This window comes from Enterobacter sp. UPMP2060, assembly GCF_053709655.1.
The window spans coordinates 71,187-87,570 of the sequence record NZ_JBSKJQ010000005.1; the positions used below are offsets into that span (position 1 = coordinate 71,187).

13 protein-coding genes, 1 pseudogene and 1 other annotated feature are annotated in these 16,384 nt (G+C 57.7%); of the genes and pseudogenes, 3 read left to right on the forward strand and 11 right to left on the reverse strand.

Translation table 11 applies throughout. The features are described from left to right. Positions 1-68 precede the first annotated feature (68 nt). Positions 69-1,745 carry a YbaL family putative K(+) efflux transporter gene (gene ybaL, locus ACWKXN_RS12670; RefSeq protein WP_087822111.1) on the forward strand — a complete coding sequence of 559 codons (1,677 nt, stop codon included), beginning with the start codon at positions 69-71 and terminating at the stop codon, positions 1,743-1,745. 187 nt (positions 1,746-1,932) lie between these two features. Here the strand turns inward: ybaL and ACWKXN_RS12675 are convergent, their stop codons facing one another. The 9 genes from ACWKXN_RS12675 to ACWKXN_RS12715 form a co-directional block, all read right to left on the reverse strand. Continuing rightward, positions 1,933-3,237, reverse strand: coding sequence for an inosine/guanosine kinase (locus ACWKXN_RS12675; RefSeq protein ID WP_029741032.1), 1,305 nt, complete (start codon positions 3,235-3,237; stop codon positions 1,933-1,935). Positions 3,238-3,299: 62 nt separating this feature from the next. Beyond that, positions 3,300-4,262, reverse strand: a complete 963-nt coding sequence (hemH, locus tag ACWKXN_RS12680; protein WP_033144798.1) for a ferrochelatase — start codon at positions 4,260-4,262, stop codon at positions 3,300-3,302. A gap of 124 nt (positions 4,263-4,386) precedes the next feature. Further along, on the reverse strand, positions 4,387-5,031 hold the full coding sequence (adk, locus tag ACWKXN_RS12685) for an adenylate kinase (RefSeq protein ID WP_454543872.1): 645 nt from the start codon (positions 5,029-5,031) through the stop codon (positions 4,387-4,389). Positions 5,032-5,260: 229 nt separating this feature from the next. Beyond that, entirely contained in the window at positions 5,261-7,135 is a 1,875-nt protein-coding gene (gene htpG / locus ACWKXN_RS12690) for a molecular chaperone HtpG (RefSeq protein ID WP_133550901.1), read from the reverse strand. A 110-nt stretch (positions 7,136-7,245) separates the two neighbouring features. Further along, positions 7,246-7,851 (reverse strand): recombination mediator RecR, encoded by a 606-nt coding sequence (gene recR, locus ACWKXN_RS12695; protein WP_454543873.1) that lies wholly within the window; start codon positions 7,849-7,851, stop codon positions 7,246-7,248. After that, the gene (locus ACWKXN_RS12700; RefSeq protein ID WP_003858972.1) at positions 7,851-8,183 is read right to left on the reverse strand and encodes a YbaB/EbfC family nucleoid-associated protein; all 333 of its coding nucleotides are present in this window, start codon (positions 8,181-8,183) and stop codon (positions 7,851-7,853) included. Before ACWKXN_RS12700 ends, recR begins: the two co-directional genes overlap by 1 nt. A gap of 54 nt (positions 8,184-8,237) precedes the next feature. After that, complete coding sequence (gene dnaX / locus ACWKXN_RS12705) at positions 8,238-10,166, reverse strand: DNA polymerase III subunit gamma/tau (protein WP_334753612.1); 1,929 nt, start codon at positions 10,164-10,166, stop codon at positions 8,238-8,240. Further along, positions 8,844-8,908: a sequence feature (DnaX frameshifting element), on the reverse strand. Its footprint overlaps the gene before it by 65 nt. Before the next feature lie 88 nt (positions 10,167-10,254). Continuing rightward, complete coding sequence (gene apt / locus ACWKXN_RS12710; RefSeq protein ID WP_104949238.1) at positions 10,255-10,806, reverse strand: adenine phosphoribosyltransferase; 552 nt, start codon at positions 10,804-10,806, stop codon at positions 10,255-10,257. A 150-nt stretch (positions 10,807-10,956) separates the two neighbouring features. Next, positions 10,957-11,334, reverse strand: coding sequence for a DUF454 family protein (locus ACWKXN_RS12715; protein ID WP_454543874.1), 378 nt, complete (start codon positions 11,332-11,334; stop codon positions 10,957-10,959). A 50-nt stretch (positions 11,335-11,384) separates the two neighbouring features. Between ACWKXN_RS12715 and priC the strand changes: the two genes are divergently transcribed. Together priC and rsmS are read left to right on the forward strand one after the other, a co-directional pair. Continuing rightward, a complete protein-coding gene (gene priC, locus ACWKXN_RS12720; protein ID WP_047061255.1) occupies positions 11,385-11,912 on the forward strand; it encodes a primosomal replication protein N'' in 528 nt (175 codons plus the stop codon). Between the two features lie 14 nt (positions 11,913-11,926). Continuing rightward, positions 11,927-12,125 (forward strand): annotated as a pseudogene (gene rsmS / locus ACWKXN_RS12725) (pleiotropic regulatory protein RsmS). Positions 12,126-12,136: 11 nt separating this feature from the next. Here the strand turns inward: rsmS and mscK are convergent. Both mscK and acrR read right to left on the reverse strand, forming a co-directional pair. Continuing rightward, positions 12,137-15,484 (reverse strand): mechanosensitive channel MscK, encoded by a 3,348-nt coding sequence (gene mscK / locus ACWKXN_RS12730; RefSeq protein WP_096149980.1) that lies wholly within the window; start codon positions 15,482-15,484, stop codon positions 12,137-12,139. Positions 15,485-15,597: 113 nt separating this feature from the next. Further along, positions 15,598-16,251: a multidrug efflux transporter transcriptional repressor AcrR gene (acrR, locus tag ACWKXN_RS12735; protein WP_033144791.1), complete on the reverse strand. Its 654-nt coding sequence runs from the start codon at positions 16,249-16,251 to the stop codon at positions 15,598-15,600. Positions 16,252-16,384 lie beyond the last annotated feature (133 nt).

A 16,384-nucleotide genomic window follows, 5' to 3' on the forward strand; every position in this document is an offset into this window, starting at 1 on the left:
TGTCATAAACTATTACTCGGTTTTTTGGTTTTCGCCAAAAAGGAACACCCACAACGAAAGGAGACGGAATGCACCACGCCACACCGCTTATCACCACCATTGTTGGTGGACTTGTGCTCGCTTTTATCCTCGGCATGATTGCCAATAAGCTGCGTATTTCTCCTCTTGTCGGCTATCTGTTAGCGGGTGTACTGGCGGGACCGTTTACGCCAGGCTTCGTGGCGGATACCAAGCTGGCCCCTGAGCTGGCGGAATTGGGCGTGATTCTGCTGATGTTTGGCGTCGGCCTGCACTTCTCCCTGAAGGATCTGATGGCGGTAAAGTCGATCGCCATACCGGGAGCGATCGCCCAGATTGGGGTGGCGACGCTACTGGGGATGGCGCTTTCGGCGGTACTGGGCTGGTCGTTAATGACCGGCATCGTATTTGGACTGTGTCTCTCAACCGCCAGTACCGTGGTGCTGCTGCGCGCGCTTGAAGAGAGACAGCTGATAGACAGCCAGCGCGGGCAAATCGCGATAGGCTGGCTGATTGTTGAAGACCTGGTGATGGTCCTGACGCTGGTGCTGCTGCCAGCCGTCGCAGGGATGATGGAAAAAGACAACGTCGGCTTTGCCTCGCTGGCGCTGGATATGAGTATCACCATCGGTAAGGTGGTGGCATTTATCGCCATCATGATGCTGGTGGGACGCCGTCTGGTGCCGTGGATCATGTCCCGCAGCGCGGCAACCGGCTCCCGCGAGCTGTTCACCCTCTCCGTGCTGGCGCTGGCGCTGGGTATCGCTTTTGGTGCCGTAGAGCTGTTTGACGTCTCCTTTGCCCTGGGCGCGTTCTTCGCCGGGATGGTGCTGAACGAGTCCGAGCTGAGCCACCGCGCGGCGCATGACACTCTGCCGCTGCGCGATGCCTTCGCCGTGCTGTTCTTCGTCTCCGTCGGGATGCTGTTTGACCCGATGGTCCTGATTCACCAGCCGCTGGCCGTGCTGGGCACGCTGGCGATCATCATCTTTGGTAAGTCGCTTGCCGCCTTCTTCCTGGTGCGGATGTTCGGTCACTCCCCGCGCACGGCGTTGACCATCGCCGCCAGCCTGGCGCAGATCGGTGAGTTCGCCTTTATTCTGGCCGGTCTGGGCATGGCCCTGAACCTGCTGCCGCAGGCGGGGCAAAACCTGGTGCTGGCGGGGGCGATTCTGTCGATTATGCTGAACCCGGTACTGTTTGCCCTGCTGGAAAAATACCTCGATAAAACCGAAACGCTGGAAGAACAGACGCTCGAAGAGGCCATCGAAGAAGAGAAGCAGATCCCGGTCGATATTTGCAATCACGCCCTGCTGGTCGGCTTTGGCCGCGTGGGCAGCCTGCTCGGTGAGAAGCTGATGGCGCAGGGCATTCCGCTGGTGGTGATTGAGACCTCACGCACTCGCGTCGACGAGCTGCGCGAGCGCGGCATTCGTGCGGTGCTGGGCAATGCGGCAAACGAAGAGATCATGAATCTGGCGCACCTGGACTGTGCGCGCTGGCTGCTGCTGACCATCCCGAACGGCTATGAAGCGGGCGAGATTGTGGCCTCCGCGCGCGAGAAGTGCCCAACGATTGAGATTATCGCCCGGGCGCACTATGACGACGAGGTCGAGTACATTACCGAGCGCGGGGCGAATAAGGTGGTGATGGGCGAGCGCGAGATTGCGAATACGATGCTGACGCTGCTGGAGAATCCGCCGGTTGAAGAAGGGGTGACGGGGTAAGTTTGGTGCGGCCTGATGCCCTCACCCTGACCCTCTCCCACAGGGAGAGGGAACGAACACTAAAAACGGCAACCACAGGTTGCCGTTTTGCTTTTACCTTGTGCGGCCTGATGCCCTCACCCTGGCCCTCTCCCACAGGGAGAGGGAACAAACACTAAAAACGGCAACCAGGGTTGCCGTTTTGCTTTTACCTGTCCCAGTAAGCCTCTTCGAGGCTGTCTTCACGTTCCGGCAGCCCACGCGTTAAGCGCGGGGAGTGCTGGTTCAGTACCTGATAGCTCACGCGGTTGGCATATTTACACACCTGTGCCAGCGAGGAATAGGTCAGCCAGCTGAACTTGTGCTTGCTGGAGTTCGGCACGTTGGTTTTATGGTAGGCATTAGCGGTGATGTCGTGCAGCAGTGCGGCCAGCGCGCCGTCGCCCGCACCGTTGGTGTTCATGATCTTCTCCGGCCCGCCCATATACGGCGCGATATGAGAGTAGATTCGCAGCGGATTCACGCAATCTTTGTAGCGCATGCCGCGGCTGAACTCGTACTGGTTGAACTCGGCAATCGCACCGGGCAGCAGCGGGTGCTGGGTTTTGCGCTTGCTCTCTTCTTCCGTGAAGCCCGCCATGTACAGCCCAACCGGGCCGGCGGTACAGAGCACCAGATCCACCCAGTCCAGCGCTTTGTCAGACGCCAGCAGCGGATCGCTTTCGCCGGTCAGCGCTTCGGCCTCTTCTTCGTTCATCGCCAGAATCGAGACGTGCTCTTTCAGGAACGCCTGCCACCACTCCGGGTTATCGGCGATAACGAATTTTGTGCCCAGCGTCAGAACGACCGGCACGTTGTATTTCTTCGCGTACTCGATCGCTTTCATGGTCGCTTCCGGCATCGGCTCGCCCGGCTTACAGCGCACCAGATAGGAAGTCAGCACCAGCGCCGAGGCGCCCGCGATCACCTCTTCCGGAATACTCTCGGCGCGCAGCTTGTTCATATGACCCGGGCTGATGGCAAAAGTACGCTCGCCGGAATCGCTAATCAGCGTAAAGCAGCGGCCAATAGGCCCGTCGACGCCCTGAAGGTAGTTCAGATCGGTACGGCTGGAGGTGTTGCAGAGATAGCGGTAGGCATAGCCACCGATTTCGATATTGCTGCACATCACGCCGAGCAGCACCGAGCGGTCGTCGGCCAGCACGGAGTAGTTATGCATGGTATTGCCGATGGTGCCACCGGCGAACTGATGGGTAATCAGGTTTTCGCGCACCAGCTCCTGATACAGCGCTTCGGCAACGTCGTCCTCAATCACCAGCGAGTGACCGGCGCTCAGACCGTAACGGGCGACAAACGCATCATCCACTTTCGCTTCAATGTCCACCAGCGTCTGATCGATACCGACGACCCATGCCGCGCTGGTTTCGTTTTCTGGCTGGATTTGCTGCAGGAGCGGGTCGCGGGCATCGACGGGGAAGTAGTGTTTGGATTTGCGTTTACCGGGAAATTTCATGGTCTGAACTGTACGAAGAATATGGGCCGGGAATGGTAGCACAAACCCGGCCCGGAGTGCGATCAGCGGCTGTTCGTTACCAGCGAGACCATCATGTCGATATGCTCAGGCGAGTCGTTAAGCGCCGGAATGTACTCGTACTTTTCGCCGCCAGCCTCAAGGAAAAATTCCCGGTTTTGCACCGCGATCTCCTCCAGCGTTTCCAGACAGTCAGCCGAGAAGCCCGGCGACATCACCTGAATGTGCTTTACGCCCTTCTCACCCAGCATTTTGAGGGTTTCATCGGTGTACGGCGTCAGCCACGGCTCGCGACCGAAGCGCGACTGGAAGGTCATCATCACCTTCTCCGGCGGCAGGCCAAGGGCGGAAACCAGCTCGCGCGTGGTATCGCGGCAGCGCTGCGGATAATCATCCCCTTCATTGGCGAAACGCTGCGGGATCCCGTGATAGGAGAGCAGCAGCAGATCCGGCTCGCCGTGCTTTTCAAACGACGCGCGCGCGCTGTTGGCAAGCGCCTGGATGTAGAGATCGTTATCCGCGTAGTCGCGAATAAAGGTCACGCCCGGAATGCGGCGGCGGGTCGCCAGAATGCGGGCCAGCTCGTCCCAGACGGCGGCCACCGTCGAGCAGGAGTACTGCGGGTAGAGCGCCAGCACGACGATATGGTCCACGCCCTGCGCCAGCAGTGATTCCACCGCGCTTTGCAGGGACGGTTTTCCGTAGCTCATGCCAAGCGCGACGGGCATATCCGGCAGACGGGCGGCCAGCGCTTTTTCCTGACGACGGCTGTATACCATCAGCGGCGAGCCCTCTTCCATCCAGACGGACTGATAGAGTTTGGCGACGCGCGGAGAACGAATCGGCAGAATGACGCCACGCAGCAGCGGCCACCACAGCAGTCTCGGGAAATCCACGACGCGCGTGTCGCTTAAAAATTGTCGCAGGTAGCGTTTTACCGCGTCTGATGTAGGTGCTTCTGGAGTGCCCAGATTGGCAAGCAGGATGCCGGTTTTCGCCTGACTCATTCACGCCTCTTAACCATTTGATAGGTTGTCAATTGTAGCGGAAATGCGTTTAAACGAAACCCATTGCTGTAATAGGTAAGATGAGAATATTTCTCACCCGGGAGCCCGGGTGAGAGGCGCGCGATTAGCCGAGGATTTTTTCCAGCTCTGCACGTACGTCAGCCACGGCTTTGGTGCCGTCAACTTTGGCGTATTTGGTGTTACCCGCCTGCGCTTCTTTGGTGTAGTAGCCGATCAGCGGCGCGGTCATCTGATGGTATTCCACCAGGCGTTTACGCACGGTCTCTTCCTGATCGTCTTTACGTGTAGTCAGCTCTTGGCCGGTCACGTCGTCTTTGCCTTCAACCTTAGGCGGGTTGAATTTGATGTGGTAAACGCGGCCAGAAGCAGCGTGTACGCGACGGCCAACGATACGGTCAACGATCAGCTCGTCCGGTACGTCGAACTCCAGAACGTAATCCACGTTGATGCCCGCTTCTTTCATGGCGTCAGCCTGAGGAATGGTGCGTGGGAAGCCGTCCAGCAGGAAACCGTTACGGCAGTCTTCCTGCGCAATGCGCTCTTTGACCAGAGCAATAACCAGCTCGTCGGTCACCAGCTTGCCTGCGTCCATGATGTCTTTCGCTTGTTTACCCAGCTCGGAGCCAGATTTAACAGCGGCGCGCAGCATGTCACCGGTGGAGATTTGCGGAATACCGTATTTCTCCATGATGAACTGAGCCTGAGTTCCTTTACCCGCGCCCGGAGCGCCAAGCAGAATAATACGCATTGCGAAAATCCCCTCAAAAGTCGTTTCAATTTTTCAAAAGCGCTAAACAATACCACCAGAACGGGCATCGCTCAAGGAAGGCGGGAAGGCTGAAACGGTTAACGGGGGGAGATTATTTGCATTAGTGCGGTTGTTTCCCCTCACCCTAACCCTCTCCCCAAAGGGGAGAGGGAATTTGAACACCCTCTCCCCTTTGGGGAGAGGGTTAGGGTGAGGGGCAGGTGTTTAATTACGCCAGCAGTAGCGCATTCACACGTTTAATGAACAGGTTAGGATCTTCCAGCGTGCCGCGCTCGGCCAGCAGGGACTGATCCAGCAGCAGTTCAACCCACTCGGCAAAGCGGGCGTCGTCCTGGGTATCCGCCGCGCGTTTCACCAGTGGATGATCCGGATTAAGCTCAAAGATATATTTCACTTCCGGCATCGCCTGGCCCGCCGCCGCGAACAGTTTCGCCATCTGGGTGCTCATTTCGTCCGCATCGGTGGTGACAATCGCCGGAGTATCGGTCAGACGGTGCGTGAAGCGCACCTCTTTCACGCGATCGCCCAGCAGGGTTTTCACGCGCTCAACGAACGGCTCCAGCGCCTTCTCGGCTTCTTTCGCGCTTTCGTCCACTTCATCCGCCAGCTTGTCGATGGACTCGTCGGCCTTGGCTACGGACTGGAACGCCTTACCGTCGAACTCGGTCAGGTAGTTCATCATCCACTCGTCGATGCGGTCAGAAAGCAGCAGCACTTCGATGCCTTTCTTACGCAGCAGCTCCAGGTGCGGGCTGCTCTTCGCCGCCGCGTAGCTGTCGGCGGTGATGTAGTAGATCTTCTCCTGCCCTTCTTTCATGCGGGAGACGTACTCTTCCAGCGACACGGTCTGCGCGGAGGAGTCGGTGTGCGTAGAGGCGAAACGCAGCAGTTTGGCGATCGTTTCAACGTTCGCGGTGTCTTCTGCCGGGCCTTCTTTCAGCACCAGGCCAAACTGTTTCCAGAAGGTCTGATATTTTTCCGCATCGTCTTTCGCCAGTTTTTCCAGCATCTGCAGCGCACGTTTGGTCAGGGCGTTGCGCAGGTTACGGGTGACGGTGCTGTCCTGAAGGATCTCACGGGAGACGTTCAGCGGCAGATCGTTAGAATCGATCAGACCACGCACGAAGCGCAGGTAGTTCGGCATGAACTGCTCGGCGTCGTCCATGATGAATACGCGCTGCACGTACAGCTTCAGGCCGTGCTTGTGATCGCGGTTCCACATGTCCCACGGCGCCTGTGCCGGGATGTACAGCAGGCTGGTGTACTCCTGCTTACCTTCCACACGGTTGTGGCTCCAGGTCAGCGGGTCGGTAAAGTCGTGGGCGATGTGCTTGTAGAACTCGTTGTATTCGTCGTCTTTAATTTCAGACTTATTGCGCGTCCACAGCGCCTGCGCCTTGTTGATCTTCTCCCAGGACACCACGGTTTCACCGTCTTTCTCTTCCTGTTTTTCAATCTCTACCGGCAGGGCGATGTGATCGGAATATTTGCTGATGATGGAGCGCACGCGCCAGTCGTTCAGGAAATCGTCTTCCCCTTCGCGCAGGTGCAGGGTGATTTCGGTGCCGCGATCCGCTTTGGTGATGTCATCAACGGTGTATTCGCCTTCCCCTTTGGACTCCCACAGCACGCCGTTCTCGGCGCTGTCGCCTGCAGCACGGGTACGGACGGTAACTTTGTCGGCCACGATAAACGCCGAGTAGAAGCCCACGCCGAACTGGCCGATAAGCTGACTGTCTTTCGCCTGGTCAGAGCCCATGGACTCAAGGAACGCTTTGGTGCCGGATTTGGCGATGGTGCCGAGGTGGTCGATCACCTCGTCGCGGTTCATCCCGATGCCGTTATCGGCGATGGTCAGGGTGCGGTTCTCTTTATTGAACGAGACGCGCACGCGCAGCTCGCCGTCGCCTTCGTACAGGTCCGGGTTAGACAGCGCGCGGAAGCGCAGCTTGTCCGCCGCGTCCGAGGCGTTGGAAATCAGCTCACGCAGGAAAATTTCTTTGTTGGAATACAGGGAATGGATCATCAGGTGCAGAAGCTGTTTTACTTCTGACTGGAAACCACGGGTTTCTTGTCCTTTCATCTATGTCGACCTCAACAATGCCATTTAATGGGGTTTTAAAACGTTGAGTGAGAGATGGGGATAAGGGGGGAAATTTTCAAGCGGAGGCCGCGCGCGCAGCCTCCGTTTGGTCAGAAAATAATCTTGTGACGCCCTGCCAGAGAGTGCGACAGCGTGGTGCCGTCGACCATTTCCAGCTCGCCGCCCACCGGCACGCCGTGGGCGATGCGGCTGGCGTCAACGCCGTACTGCGAGCACAGTTCGGCAATGTAGTTGGCGGTTGCCTCCCCTTCCACCGTCGGGTTGGTGGCGAGGATCACCTCTTTGATGGTTTCGGACTCAAGACGCTGTTCAAGGCGGTCAAGACCGATATCATCCGGGCCAATGCCGTCCAGCGGGGAGAGATGCCCCATCAGCACGAAGTAGCGACCGGAAAACTGCCCGGTTTGTTCGATGGCGTAGATGTCCGCCGGACTCTCCACCACGCAAATCTGACCGTTTTCCTGACGACGCGAGTTCGTACAGATGTTACACACGTCCTGCTCGGTAAAGGTGCGGCAATCCGCACAGTGACCAATTTCTGACATGGCGCGGGTTAAAGCCTGCGCCAGGCGCATCCCGCCGCTGCGGTCGCGCTGCAATAGCGTAAACGCCATGCGCTGCGCCGACTTCGGGCCAACGCCCGGCAGGCAGCGCAGTGCTTCCATTAACTGCGTGAGCAGCGGACTGGTTTGCATCAGAATGGCATCTTGAAGCCAGGCGGAAGCTGCATACCGCTGGAAACAGAGGCCATTTTCTCTTTCTGAGTTTCGTCGATACGGCGAGCGGCATCGTTAAACGCGGCTGCAACCAGATCTTCCAGCATCTCTTTGTCGTCTTCGAGCAGGCTCGGGTCGATTTCCACGCGACGGCAGTTGTGCGCACCGTTGATGGTCACTTTGACCAGACCGGCACCGGACTCACCCGTGACTTCCAGCTGAGCGATCTCTTCCTGCATCTTCTGCATTTTTTCCTGCATCTGCTGAGCCTGCTTCATCAGGCCACCCAGACCGCCTTTTCCACCAAACATAGGCTTCTCTCTTCTTTCACGTTTAAGGATTACAACCGTAAGTCAGACTCACGATCAAATGGGGCGAATACTCTCTTCATCCAGATCGGCGTCGAAGAACCGGCGCAGGGTCTGAATGTTGTTATCCGCAATAATCGCCTCGCGCGCCTGCGCGAGCTTTTCTTCATAAATGGCCTGACGCCACTCGAGCGGCGTTTTCACTGCCGGATTATCATCTTCAATGATAGTCAATTCAACCGGCGCACCCTGTAATGCGGTGAGCGCCTCGGCCAGCGCCTTTTGCGCGCCAGGGGAATTGAGGTGCCGCTGGCCCGGACGCAGGTGTAAACGCACCTGATTACCGTCCTGCTCTTTCCAGGCATTCAGCGCGACCTGCTCGACCAGCTTCGGCAGCTGGAGTTTGCTGACCTCGGCGGCCCAGGCGTCGCGCGCAATGGACTCTTCGGCAAGCTTCGCGGAAAGCTCCGGCGTTTTCTCATGCTCCAGCGCCTTTTTCAGCGCTTTCGGCGTGGCGACCTCTTCCTTCACCTCTTCGGTGATGGTGGTTGCCTTCCAGCGGTAAGCCTCTTCTTTCACCGGGGCTTTCTGCTCGAGCGCGGACGGTGCCGGACGCGACTGTACGCGCTCCGTTACCGAGGCCAGTCGTTCAAGCGCGGCGTTGTTCACCGGCCGCGCTCTTCCTGGCGCTGCCGGTTCACTCTTTTTTGGTTTGGTTACTCCCTGCGCACGCTGCAGCTGGCTGCGTGCGGCAAGCACCGAACTGGTGGCATCCGACAGCGGCACGTTTTGCGGCGGCGGCGGTGTCGGCTGCGGTGGCACCTGCTGCGGCGACATCACCGCCGTAGGGGCGACCGGCGCGAAAGACTGCCGCGGCGCTTCCGGCTCCGGCAATGGCATGCGCGGGTGGAACGCCAGCGCGCGCAGCAGCGTCATTTCAACGCCCATTCGTGGATCCGGCGCGAACGGTAGCTCTTTGCGGCCAATCAGCAGCGTCTGATAGTACAGCTGCACGTCGGCAGGCGGCACGGTGCGGGCAAGCTCACGCATCCGCTGTTCAATGGCGGCCATATCCGCACCGATGGCGGACGGAGAAAGCTGCAGCATCGCCACGCGGTGCAGCAGGCTGAGCATCTCAACCAGCAGCCCTTCCCATTCGATACCCCGGGCAGCGGCCGCGTTCACCTGCGACATCACGCGTTCGCCGTTGGCAGCGATCATCGCCTCGATAAGCGACAGCGCCTGATCGTCATCCAGCGTGCCGAGCATGGTGCTGACCGCCTCGGTGGAGAGCTTGCCGTCACCGCTGGCAATGGCCTGGTCGGTCAGGCTGAGCGCATCACGCAGGCTGCCGTCCGCCGCGCGTGCCAGCAGCTGCAGGGCGCGCGGCTCGTGAACGATCTTCTCTTCATCAAGAATGTGCTCAAGCTGCGCGCGGATCTGCTCAACGTCCAGCGCCTTCAGATGGAACTGCAGGCAGCGCGACAGGATCGTGACCGGCAGCTTTTGCGGATCGGTGGTCGCCAGCAGGAACTTCACGTGCGCGGGCGGCTCTTCCAGCGTTTTCAGCAGGGCGTTGAAGCTGTGGCGCGACAGCATGTGCACTTCATCGATCAGGTAGACCTTGAAGCGGCCACGCGCCGGGGCGTACTGCACGTTATCGAGCAGATCGCGGGTATCTTCCACTTTGGTACGCGAGGCGGCGTCGATCTCGATCAGATCGACAAAACGCCCCTGCTCGATCTCCCGGCAGTTATCACATACGCCGCACGGCGTGGCGGTGATCCCGGTTTCGCAGTTGAGACCTTTTGCCAGCAAACGGGCAATAGAGGTCTTACCGACGCCGCGGGTGCCGGAGAAAAGATAGGCGTGATGGATGCGACCTAGCGACAAGCCGTTCGCCAGGGCCGTCAGCACATGTTCCTGACCGACAACGTCAGCAAAGGTTTGTGGTCGCCATTTACGGGCTAACACCTGATAACTCATGGGCAGGCTCTGCAACGCTGGAAGGTGAATTTATGGAGGGGAATGCTATCACAACCTCACTCATTGAGCGAGGTTGTGAAAACCGGGATTAATGACCCGGGAAAGGCACCAGGCTGTAGCTGGTGATGCCCTGTTTTTCCAGGCGCTGTTCACCGCCGAGATCGAACAGGTTGATGATGAATGCCGCGTCGGTCACTTCACCACCCAGACGACGGATCAATTTCACGGTCGCTTCAATGGTACCGCCGGTTGCCAGCAGGTCGTCCACCACCAGCACTTTGTCGCCAGGCTTGATCGCATCAACGTGGATCTCCAGCTGATCGGTGCCGTACTCCAGCTCATAGCTCTCAGCAATGGTTTCACGCGGCAGTTTGCGCGGCTTACGCACCGGCACAAAACCCACGCCTATTGCCAGCGCAACCGGTGCGCCAAACAGGAAGCCACGGGCTTCGGTACCTACTACTTTGGTGATCCCGGCGTTTTTATAACGCTCGACCAGCAGTTCAATGCTGAGCGCGTACGCTTTCGGGTCTTCCAGCAAGCTGGTGACATCACGGAAAAGAATGCCAGGCTTTGGATAGTCCTGGATGCTTTTGATGCTGTTTTTCAGATATTCAAGCTGCTGTGCAGTTGCGGTCATCGGTTTTGCCTAAATGAAACAGTGTTACTCACAGCGCGCAACGAGTCGGCCAAGGCAACAATTGTTTAACCTTTGACCAGGCGCACCTGTGCTCGAAAACGGTCGAATTTACTGGCTGCGCGTGATAATTGCAACAGCCATGATGAGGCTTCAGTGCTTTTGTTGCTTTTCATCAACCACGGGGATCCGCCACATGAAGAAAAGCAGGCAGGAGAGGATCGCCAGCAGCAGAATACGTACCCACATCATTTTCACCAGCCATAATGAAATAGCGAAGGTGATGAGGATCACCGCGATCGCGCGCGGCTTCGCGCCGGGCGGCATGGCCCGGTGTTTTTGCCAGTGCCGCAGATAGCCGCCAAACCATGAGCGATAGAGCAGCCATTGGTGAAAACGCGGCGACGAGCGGGCGAAGCACCAGGCCGCGAGCAGGATAAACGGGGTGGTCGGCAGCAAGGGTAAAAACACACCCAGCGTGCCAAGCACTACCGCGAGCCAGCCAATGATGATTAAAATAGTACGCTTCATAATGCGAATCGTTATCAAACTGAACGGCTACTTTACCACTGGAGAGCGCCTTGAAAACAGCACTGCTTCTTGAGAGGCTGCAAAATCAGCTTAGTGCTCTGCGGGAGCAGGCTACACCGCTGATGGGCCACGCCACGCTGAAACCGCGCTTTGACCGGCAGCTTTTTCGTACCCGCAGCACCGTCATTCAGGATTACCTGGCGGAAGCGCAGACCAACCTCGACGAGCTTCGCCATGCGGTTGAGAGTGAACAGCAGGAACAGGTGGCGTGGCTCGCAGAGCATCTCACAGAGCAGATCACCGCTCTGCATCGCGAAATCGCCGCCTGGCCGCTGCGCGCCTGGGACAGCGCCTCGCCGGGGCTCGGTAAATGGCAGCGCAAGCGGCTGGAGAACCAGGAGTTTGAGCGCCGGCTCTTTGAGATGAAGCGCGAGCGCGAGACGCGGCTAAACAACAGCGAGACGCTGGAAGAGCAGCAGCTATTGATGCGCGAGATTAGCGCGCTGGAAGGACGTATCGTCCGCTGCCGTCAGGCGCGGGACGAGATTGAGCGCGTCATTGAACGTTTGACCCGTTAACAGGAGCCACACCCATGTCACTGGAAAATGCACCCGATGAGGTCAAGCTGGCCGTCGATTTGATTATGCTGCTGGAGAATCATGAGATCCCCGCCGAGACGGTGCTTAAGGCGCTGGAGATTGTGCGGCGGGATTTTGAAGGTAAATTACCCTCACCCCAGCCCTCTCCCTGAGGGAGAGGGGGAAAATCGTTCCCTCGCCCCTGAGGGCTGAGAGAAAATAGATTAAGCAGGTGTAGGATCGTCACCCTTAATGTCGCGCTTCACTTCCGTATGCTCATCACCTTTCTCGTTGCGCAGGTGAACCTCGAGCTGGTTGAAGGCGATATTAATATCGTTTTCACGGCACAGACGATCGATAGAGCGGTTAAGCTCATCCACCGTGTAGCTGCGGTCACGCAGCTCGCGCACGTATAAACGCAGCTCGTGATCCAGCGTGCTCGGCCCAAAGGTGGTGAAGAAGACCGCCGGAGCCGGATCGTGCATCACTTTCGGGTGTTCTGACGCCGCCTTGAGCAGCACCTCTTTCACCTTCTCCAGATCCGATCCATAGGCTACGCCCAGGCGGATCACCACGCGCGTCACCGTATCGGAGAGCGACCAGTTGATCAGACGCTCGGTCACGAACGCTTTGTTCGGGATGATCACCTCTTTGCGATCGAAGTCGGTGATGGTGGTGGCACGAATACGGATCTTGCTGACCGTACCGGAGAAGGTGCCGATGGTAACGGTATCGCCGATTCGTACCGGACGTTCGAACAGGATGATCAGGCCGGACACGAAGTTACCGAAGATCTCCTGCAGGCCAAAACCAAGACCGACCGAGAGGGCGGCCGCCAGCCACTGCAGTTTATCCCACGAGACGCCAAGCGAGCCGAAGACCGTCATCGCCCCAACAATAATGATCACGTAGTTGAGGATCGTGGTAATGGCGTAGGACGCCCCCTGGCGGAGATTCAGACGTGACAGGAGCAGCACTTCGAGCAGGCCTGGCAGGTTGCGAATTAGCGCCCAGGCCACCACCGACGACACCAGCGCAAACAGCAGACTGCCCATGGTCACGCTTTTCATGACCGCCGCGCCCGCTTCGGTACCGTTGTATTGCCAGAGGGTAATACTGTCGAGATAGGCGAAAACGGTAATAAGATCGGACCAGATGGCCCAGAACATCACCGCAAACAGGGCGATCATCACCAGCATGGTGATGCGCAGCGTCTGCTGGTTAACCTGCTCCAGGGCGATGGTCGGCTCTTCCTGCGGCTCCGCGCCTTCGGCCCCCTCTTTCACCTGATGCTGACGACGCGCGATAGCACGGCGATAGGCAATGCGGCGAGCCGCCACGCTCAGGCCGCGCAGCACGGTCTGATAGAGCAGGTTCCAGACGATCACCAGATAGACCGTTTCAATCCAGCGCCCGGACAGGCGCAGCGTGGTATAGAAGTAGCCCGTTGCCGTCAGCACCATTAGCGCCAGCGGAATGATCGCCAGCACCGTCACGGTGGCCAGGCGAATATTGTGGGACTCTTTATCACGCCAGCTGTCGCGGCACATCGGCCACATCAGGATCGCGATCAGCAGCAGGTTCAGCAGGATAACCAGCTGGCCCAGCACGTCATCCATCAGGTGCAGCGGAGAAAGCTCAGAGACAACCGACCAGAAGTGCAGCGGCAGGAGCGCCAGGCTGATGCGCACAATCTGACGACGCCAGTGGCTGGTCAGCTGCGCAGGCATGTTGAAATGACGCACCGCCACGCCGTCTTTTTCCAGCACCTTCCAGCACACGCCAAAGACCAGCCAGAACAGCGCCAGTTTTTTACTGAACGCCCACAGCAGATCGCTGACGTTGAGCTGCATGGTGAGCAGAATCAGGCCCACGGCCAGAATAATCAGACATACCGGCAGGGCGCGGATGAGATCGATCAGAATCGCTTTTGGCGTATGGAGCTGGCTATCGTTGCGCAGCTGACCCACTTCGGAGGCCAGCTTCGCCTGGTATTTTTTCAGCCAGCCCAGACGCCAGCGGATCAGGCCGGCAATCAGCAGCAGCGGTAATCCAGCCAGCAGGGCAATCGTCACCGCGGGCCAGGCTTTCTCCCAGTTCACGGTGATCTTCATGCTCTTAATCTGCGTTTTCAGCGTCTCCGGGAAGGATTTAATCCAGTCCCAGTCCATCGGTTTGTTGCTGTTCACCCAGAAAATCTGCTGGGTCAGGATCTCCTGCAGACTTTTCGAGACGCTCACCAGCTGCTGCTGGTTGATTTGCAGGTTAATGGCCATCATCAGCTGGTTGCCCAGCTGTTTGTTGAGCTGGTCCAGCAGCTCGCGACGCATATCGACGACCTGGAGCAGCGCGTCGTGCACTTCCGGGTTCACGTCGCTGGAATGCCCCTCTTCAATTTTGGCGACAAAGGCATCGCTCTGGAAAAGGGCATCGCGCTGCTGGTTGACGTCAAACTGTTCCAGACGTAAATCCGCAATGCGGTTGGTCATGTCCTCCAGCTCATCGGCGGACGGGAGCGTCTGCTGCTGCTGGTAGAGAATACGCGACAGCAGGAGGCTGCCCTTCAGGACCGCAATCTGCTCTTTGATGTTGCGCTCAGCCTGCAGCGCGCGATCCAGCCAGTTCTTCACTTTGATATTTTGCTGAACCAGCGAGTTGCCGTTTTCCGTCGCCAGTATCAGGCGCTGGCTAAGCTGGTGGTTGGCCTCGAGCTCCTGTTTCACCAGCGGATTCGCCTGAATGCGGGCGGTTTCGTCAGGCGATACGGCCTCCTGGGCGGTTTTTTCCGTCAGGGTCAGGCGTTTGCTGTTTACCGCCTCCTGCAACAGCTGAAGCTGGTGTTCCAGGCGGTTAATATTCGCGGTGACGTAATCACGCTGTTTCTGAAGCGTGTCCTGCAGCACCGTATTCCCTTCCAGGCTTTTACGCTGCTGTTCAATCTGTGCATTGAGCAAGGTCTGCTGAACCAGCAGCAGGGTTTGCTGCGTCGGGCGCAGCGTGCCTTCGCCGACCGTCGTGCCGTTCAGACGGTTGCGGATCTGCTGCAGCTGCTGAGACGCGGCGTACATCGCGTTTTGCACGCGCTCGGGCTGGGTCTGCAGCGAGACAAGCTGGCTGTTATAGGTTGCGAGATCCGACTGCGCGGTTTGCAGGTCGTCGAGCAGTTGCGCGACGCGGGACTCCAGCTGGCGTAAAGAGAGCGTCGAGAGCGTCTTGCGCGTCTCGTCGTCGTTATCCACATCGCTGAGGGCATTCAGCGCGTCGGTGGCCTTACGCATGTTTTCAGGCGCCTGCGCCACCTTCTGACGAAGCTGGACGGTTTCCGCTTTGATGCGTTCAATTTTATCCAGCGTTTCCAGCGTTTCCGTCAGATCCTGCTGGACGAGTTTCTCCTGAGGGGAGAGATCTTTTTGTTTGTTCAGCGTGTCGAGCTGCGACTGAACATCGCTGCGCGAGGGAATATCATTGCTGTTATCGGCGCGGGCCCAGGTCAGCGGCGCCGTGGCGAAGAAAAACAGCATCGCAAAGAGCAATGCAAAAACAGGATGTTGCGAGCGATTGATGGGCAGCATAGTTGTGAATGATGTCAGAAGATGACCGAAAATAGTCCGGCGTGAAGAATATCACGCTCGCTGAAAGCAGAATAGCGCGAACGTTATCCTCTGAGATAAATCCTGGAAAGGGATCAGGCCGTTAGCGAAGGCGCGTCGCTGCGCAGCGTGGGGCAGAGCTGTAGCATTTCCAGTAAAATCGCCACGTAGCTGCGGGCTTCCTCTTTGAGGTCAAAGGATTGCGGCGAGAAAAGCCAGTTTTCCATCAGACCTGAAATGTAGCTGCGCATCAGGATTGCCGCCCGTCGGGTCAAGAGATTGGCCGGTAAGAGTTTTGCCTGCATACACAGGTTCAGATTCTGTTCAATACGATCATAGCTCTCCAGGCTAAGGCTGCGTTGCGCCTGCTGCACCACCGCCATCTCGCCCACGAACTCGCATTTATGAAAAATAATCTCCATCATTAATCTGCGACGTTCTTCAACTACCGTTGCTTCAAGGATATATACTAATATTTCTCTCAATACTGAGAGTGGATCGTCAGGGAATTTTGCCCGATACTCACTCTCGAGATCGCTAATGCTGGACTCTGAAAGCTCCCAGATTTCACTGAACAGATCTGACTTATCTTTAAAATGCCAGTAAATCGCTCCTCGCGTCACACCGGCAGCCTGAGCAATCTGCGCCAGCGAGGTGGATGAAACACCCTGCTGCGAGAACAAACGTATTGCCACATCCAGAATGTGTTGTCGGGTTTCCAGCGCTTGTTGTTTAGTTTTTCGTGCCATAGGTGGGTGAATTTACAGGAGTCAGATTTACATACATTTGTGAATGTATGTACCATAGCATGACGATAATATAAACGCAGCAATGGGTTTTTAGACTCAGGACCCTTGATCAATTTGAAATCGGACACTCGAG

Bases quoted from the DNA above. Each gene is read 5' to 3' on its own strand.
- htpG (WP_133550901.1), bottom strand. From the start codon at position 7,135: ATGAAAGGACAAGAAACCCGTGGTTTCCAGTCAGAAGTAAAACAGCTT.
- recR (WP_454543873.1), bottom strand. From the start codon at position 7,851: ATGCAAACCAGTCCGCTGCTCACGCAGTTAATGGAAGCACTGCGCTGC.
- ACWKXN_RS12715 (WP_454543874.1), bottom strand. From the start codon at position 11,334: ATGAAGCGTACTATTTTAATCATCATTGGCTGGCTCGCGGTAGTGCTT.
- hemH (WP_033144798.1), bottom strand. From the start codon at position 4,262: ATGAGTCAGGCGAAAACCGGCATCCTGCTTGCCAATCTGGGCACTCCA.
- apt (WP_104949238.1), bottom strand. From the start codon at position 10,806: ATGACCGCAACTGCACAGCAGCTTGAATATCTGAAAAACAGCATCAAA.
- adk (WP_454543872.1), bottom strand. From the start codon at position 5,031: ATGCGTATTATTCTGCTTGGCGCTCCGGGCGCGGGTAAAGGAACTCAG.
- ybaL (WP_087822111.1), top strand. From the start codon at position 69: ATGCACCACGCCACACCGCTTATCACCACCATTGTTGGTGGACTTGTG.
- ACWKXN_RS12675 (WP_029741032.1), bottom strand. From the start codon at position 3,237: ATGAAATTTCCCGGTAAACGCAAATCCAAACACTACTTCCCCGTCGAT.
- ACWKXN_RS12700 (WP_003858972.1), bottom strand. From the start codon at position 8,183: ATGTTTGGTGGAAAAGGCGGTCTGGGTGGCCTGATGAAGCAGGCTCAG.
- dnaX (WP_334753612.1), bottom strand. From the start codon at position 10,166: ATGAGTTATCAGGTGTTAGCCCGTAAATGGCGACCACAAACCTTTGCT.
- mscK (WP_096149980.1), bottom strand. From the start codon at position 15,484: ATGCTGCCCATCAATCGCTCGCAACATCCTGTTTTTGCATTGCTCTTT.
- acrR (WP_033144791.1), bottom strand. From the start codon at position 16,251: ATGGCACGAAAAACTAAACAACAAGCGCTGGAAACCCGACAACACATT.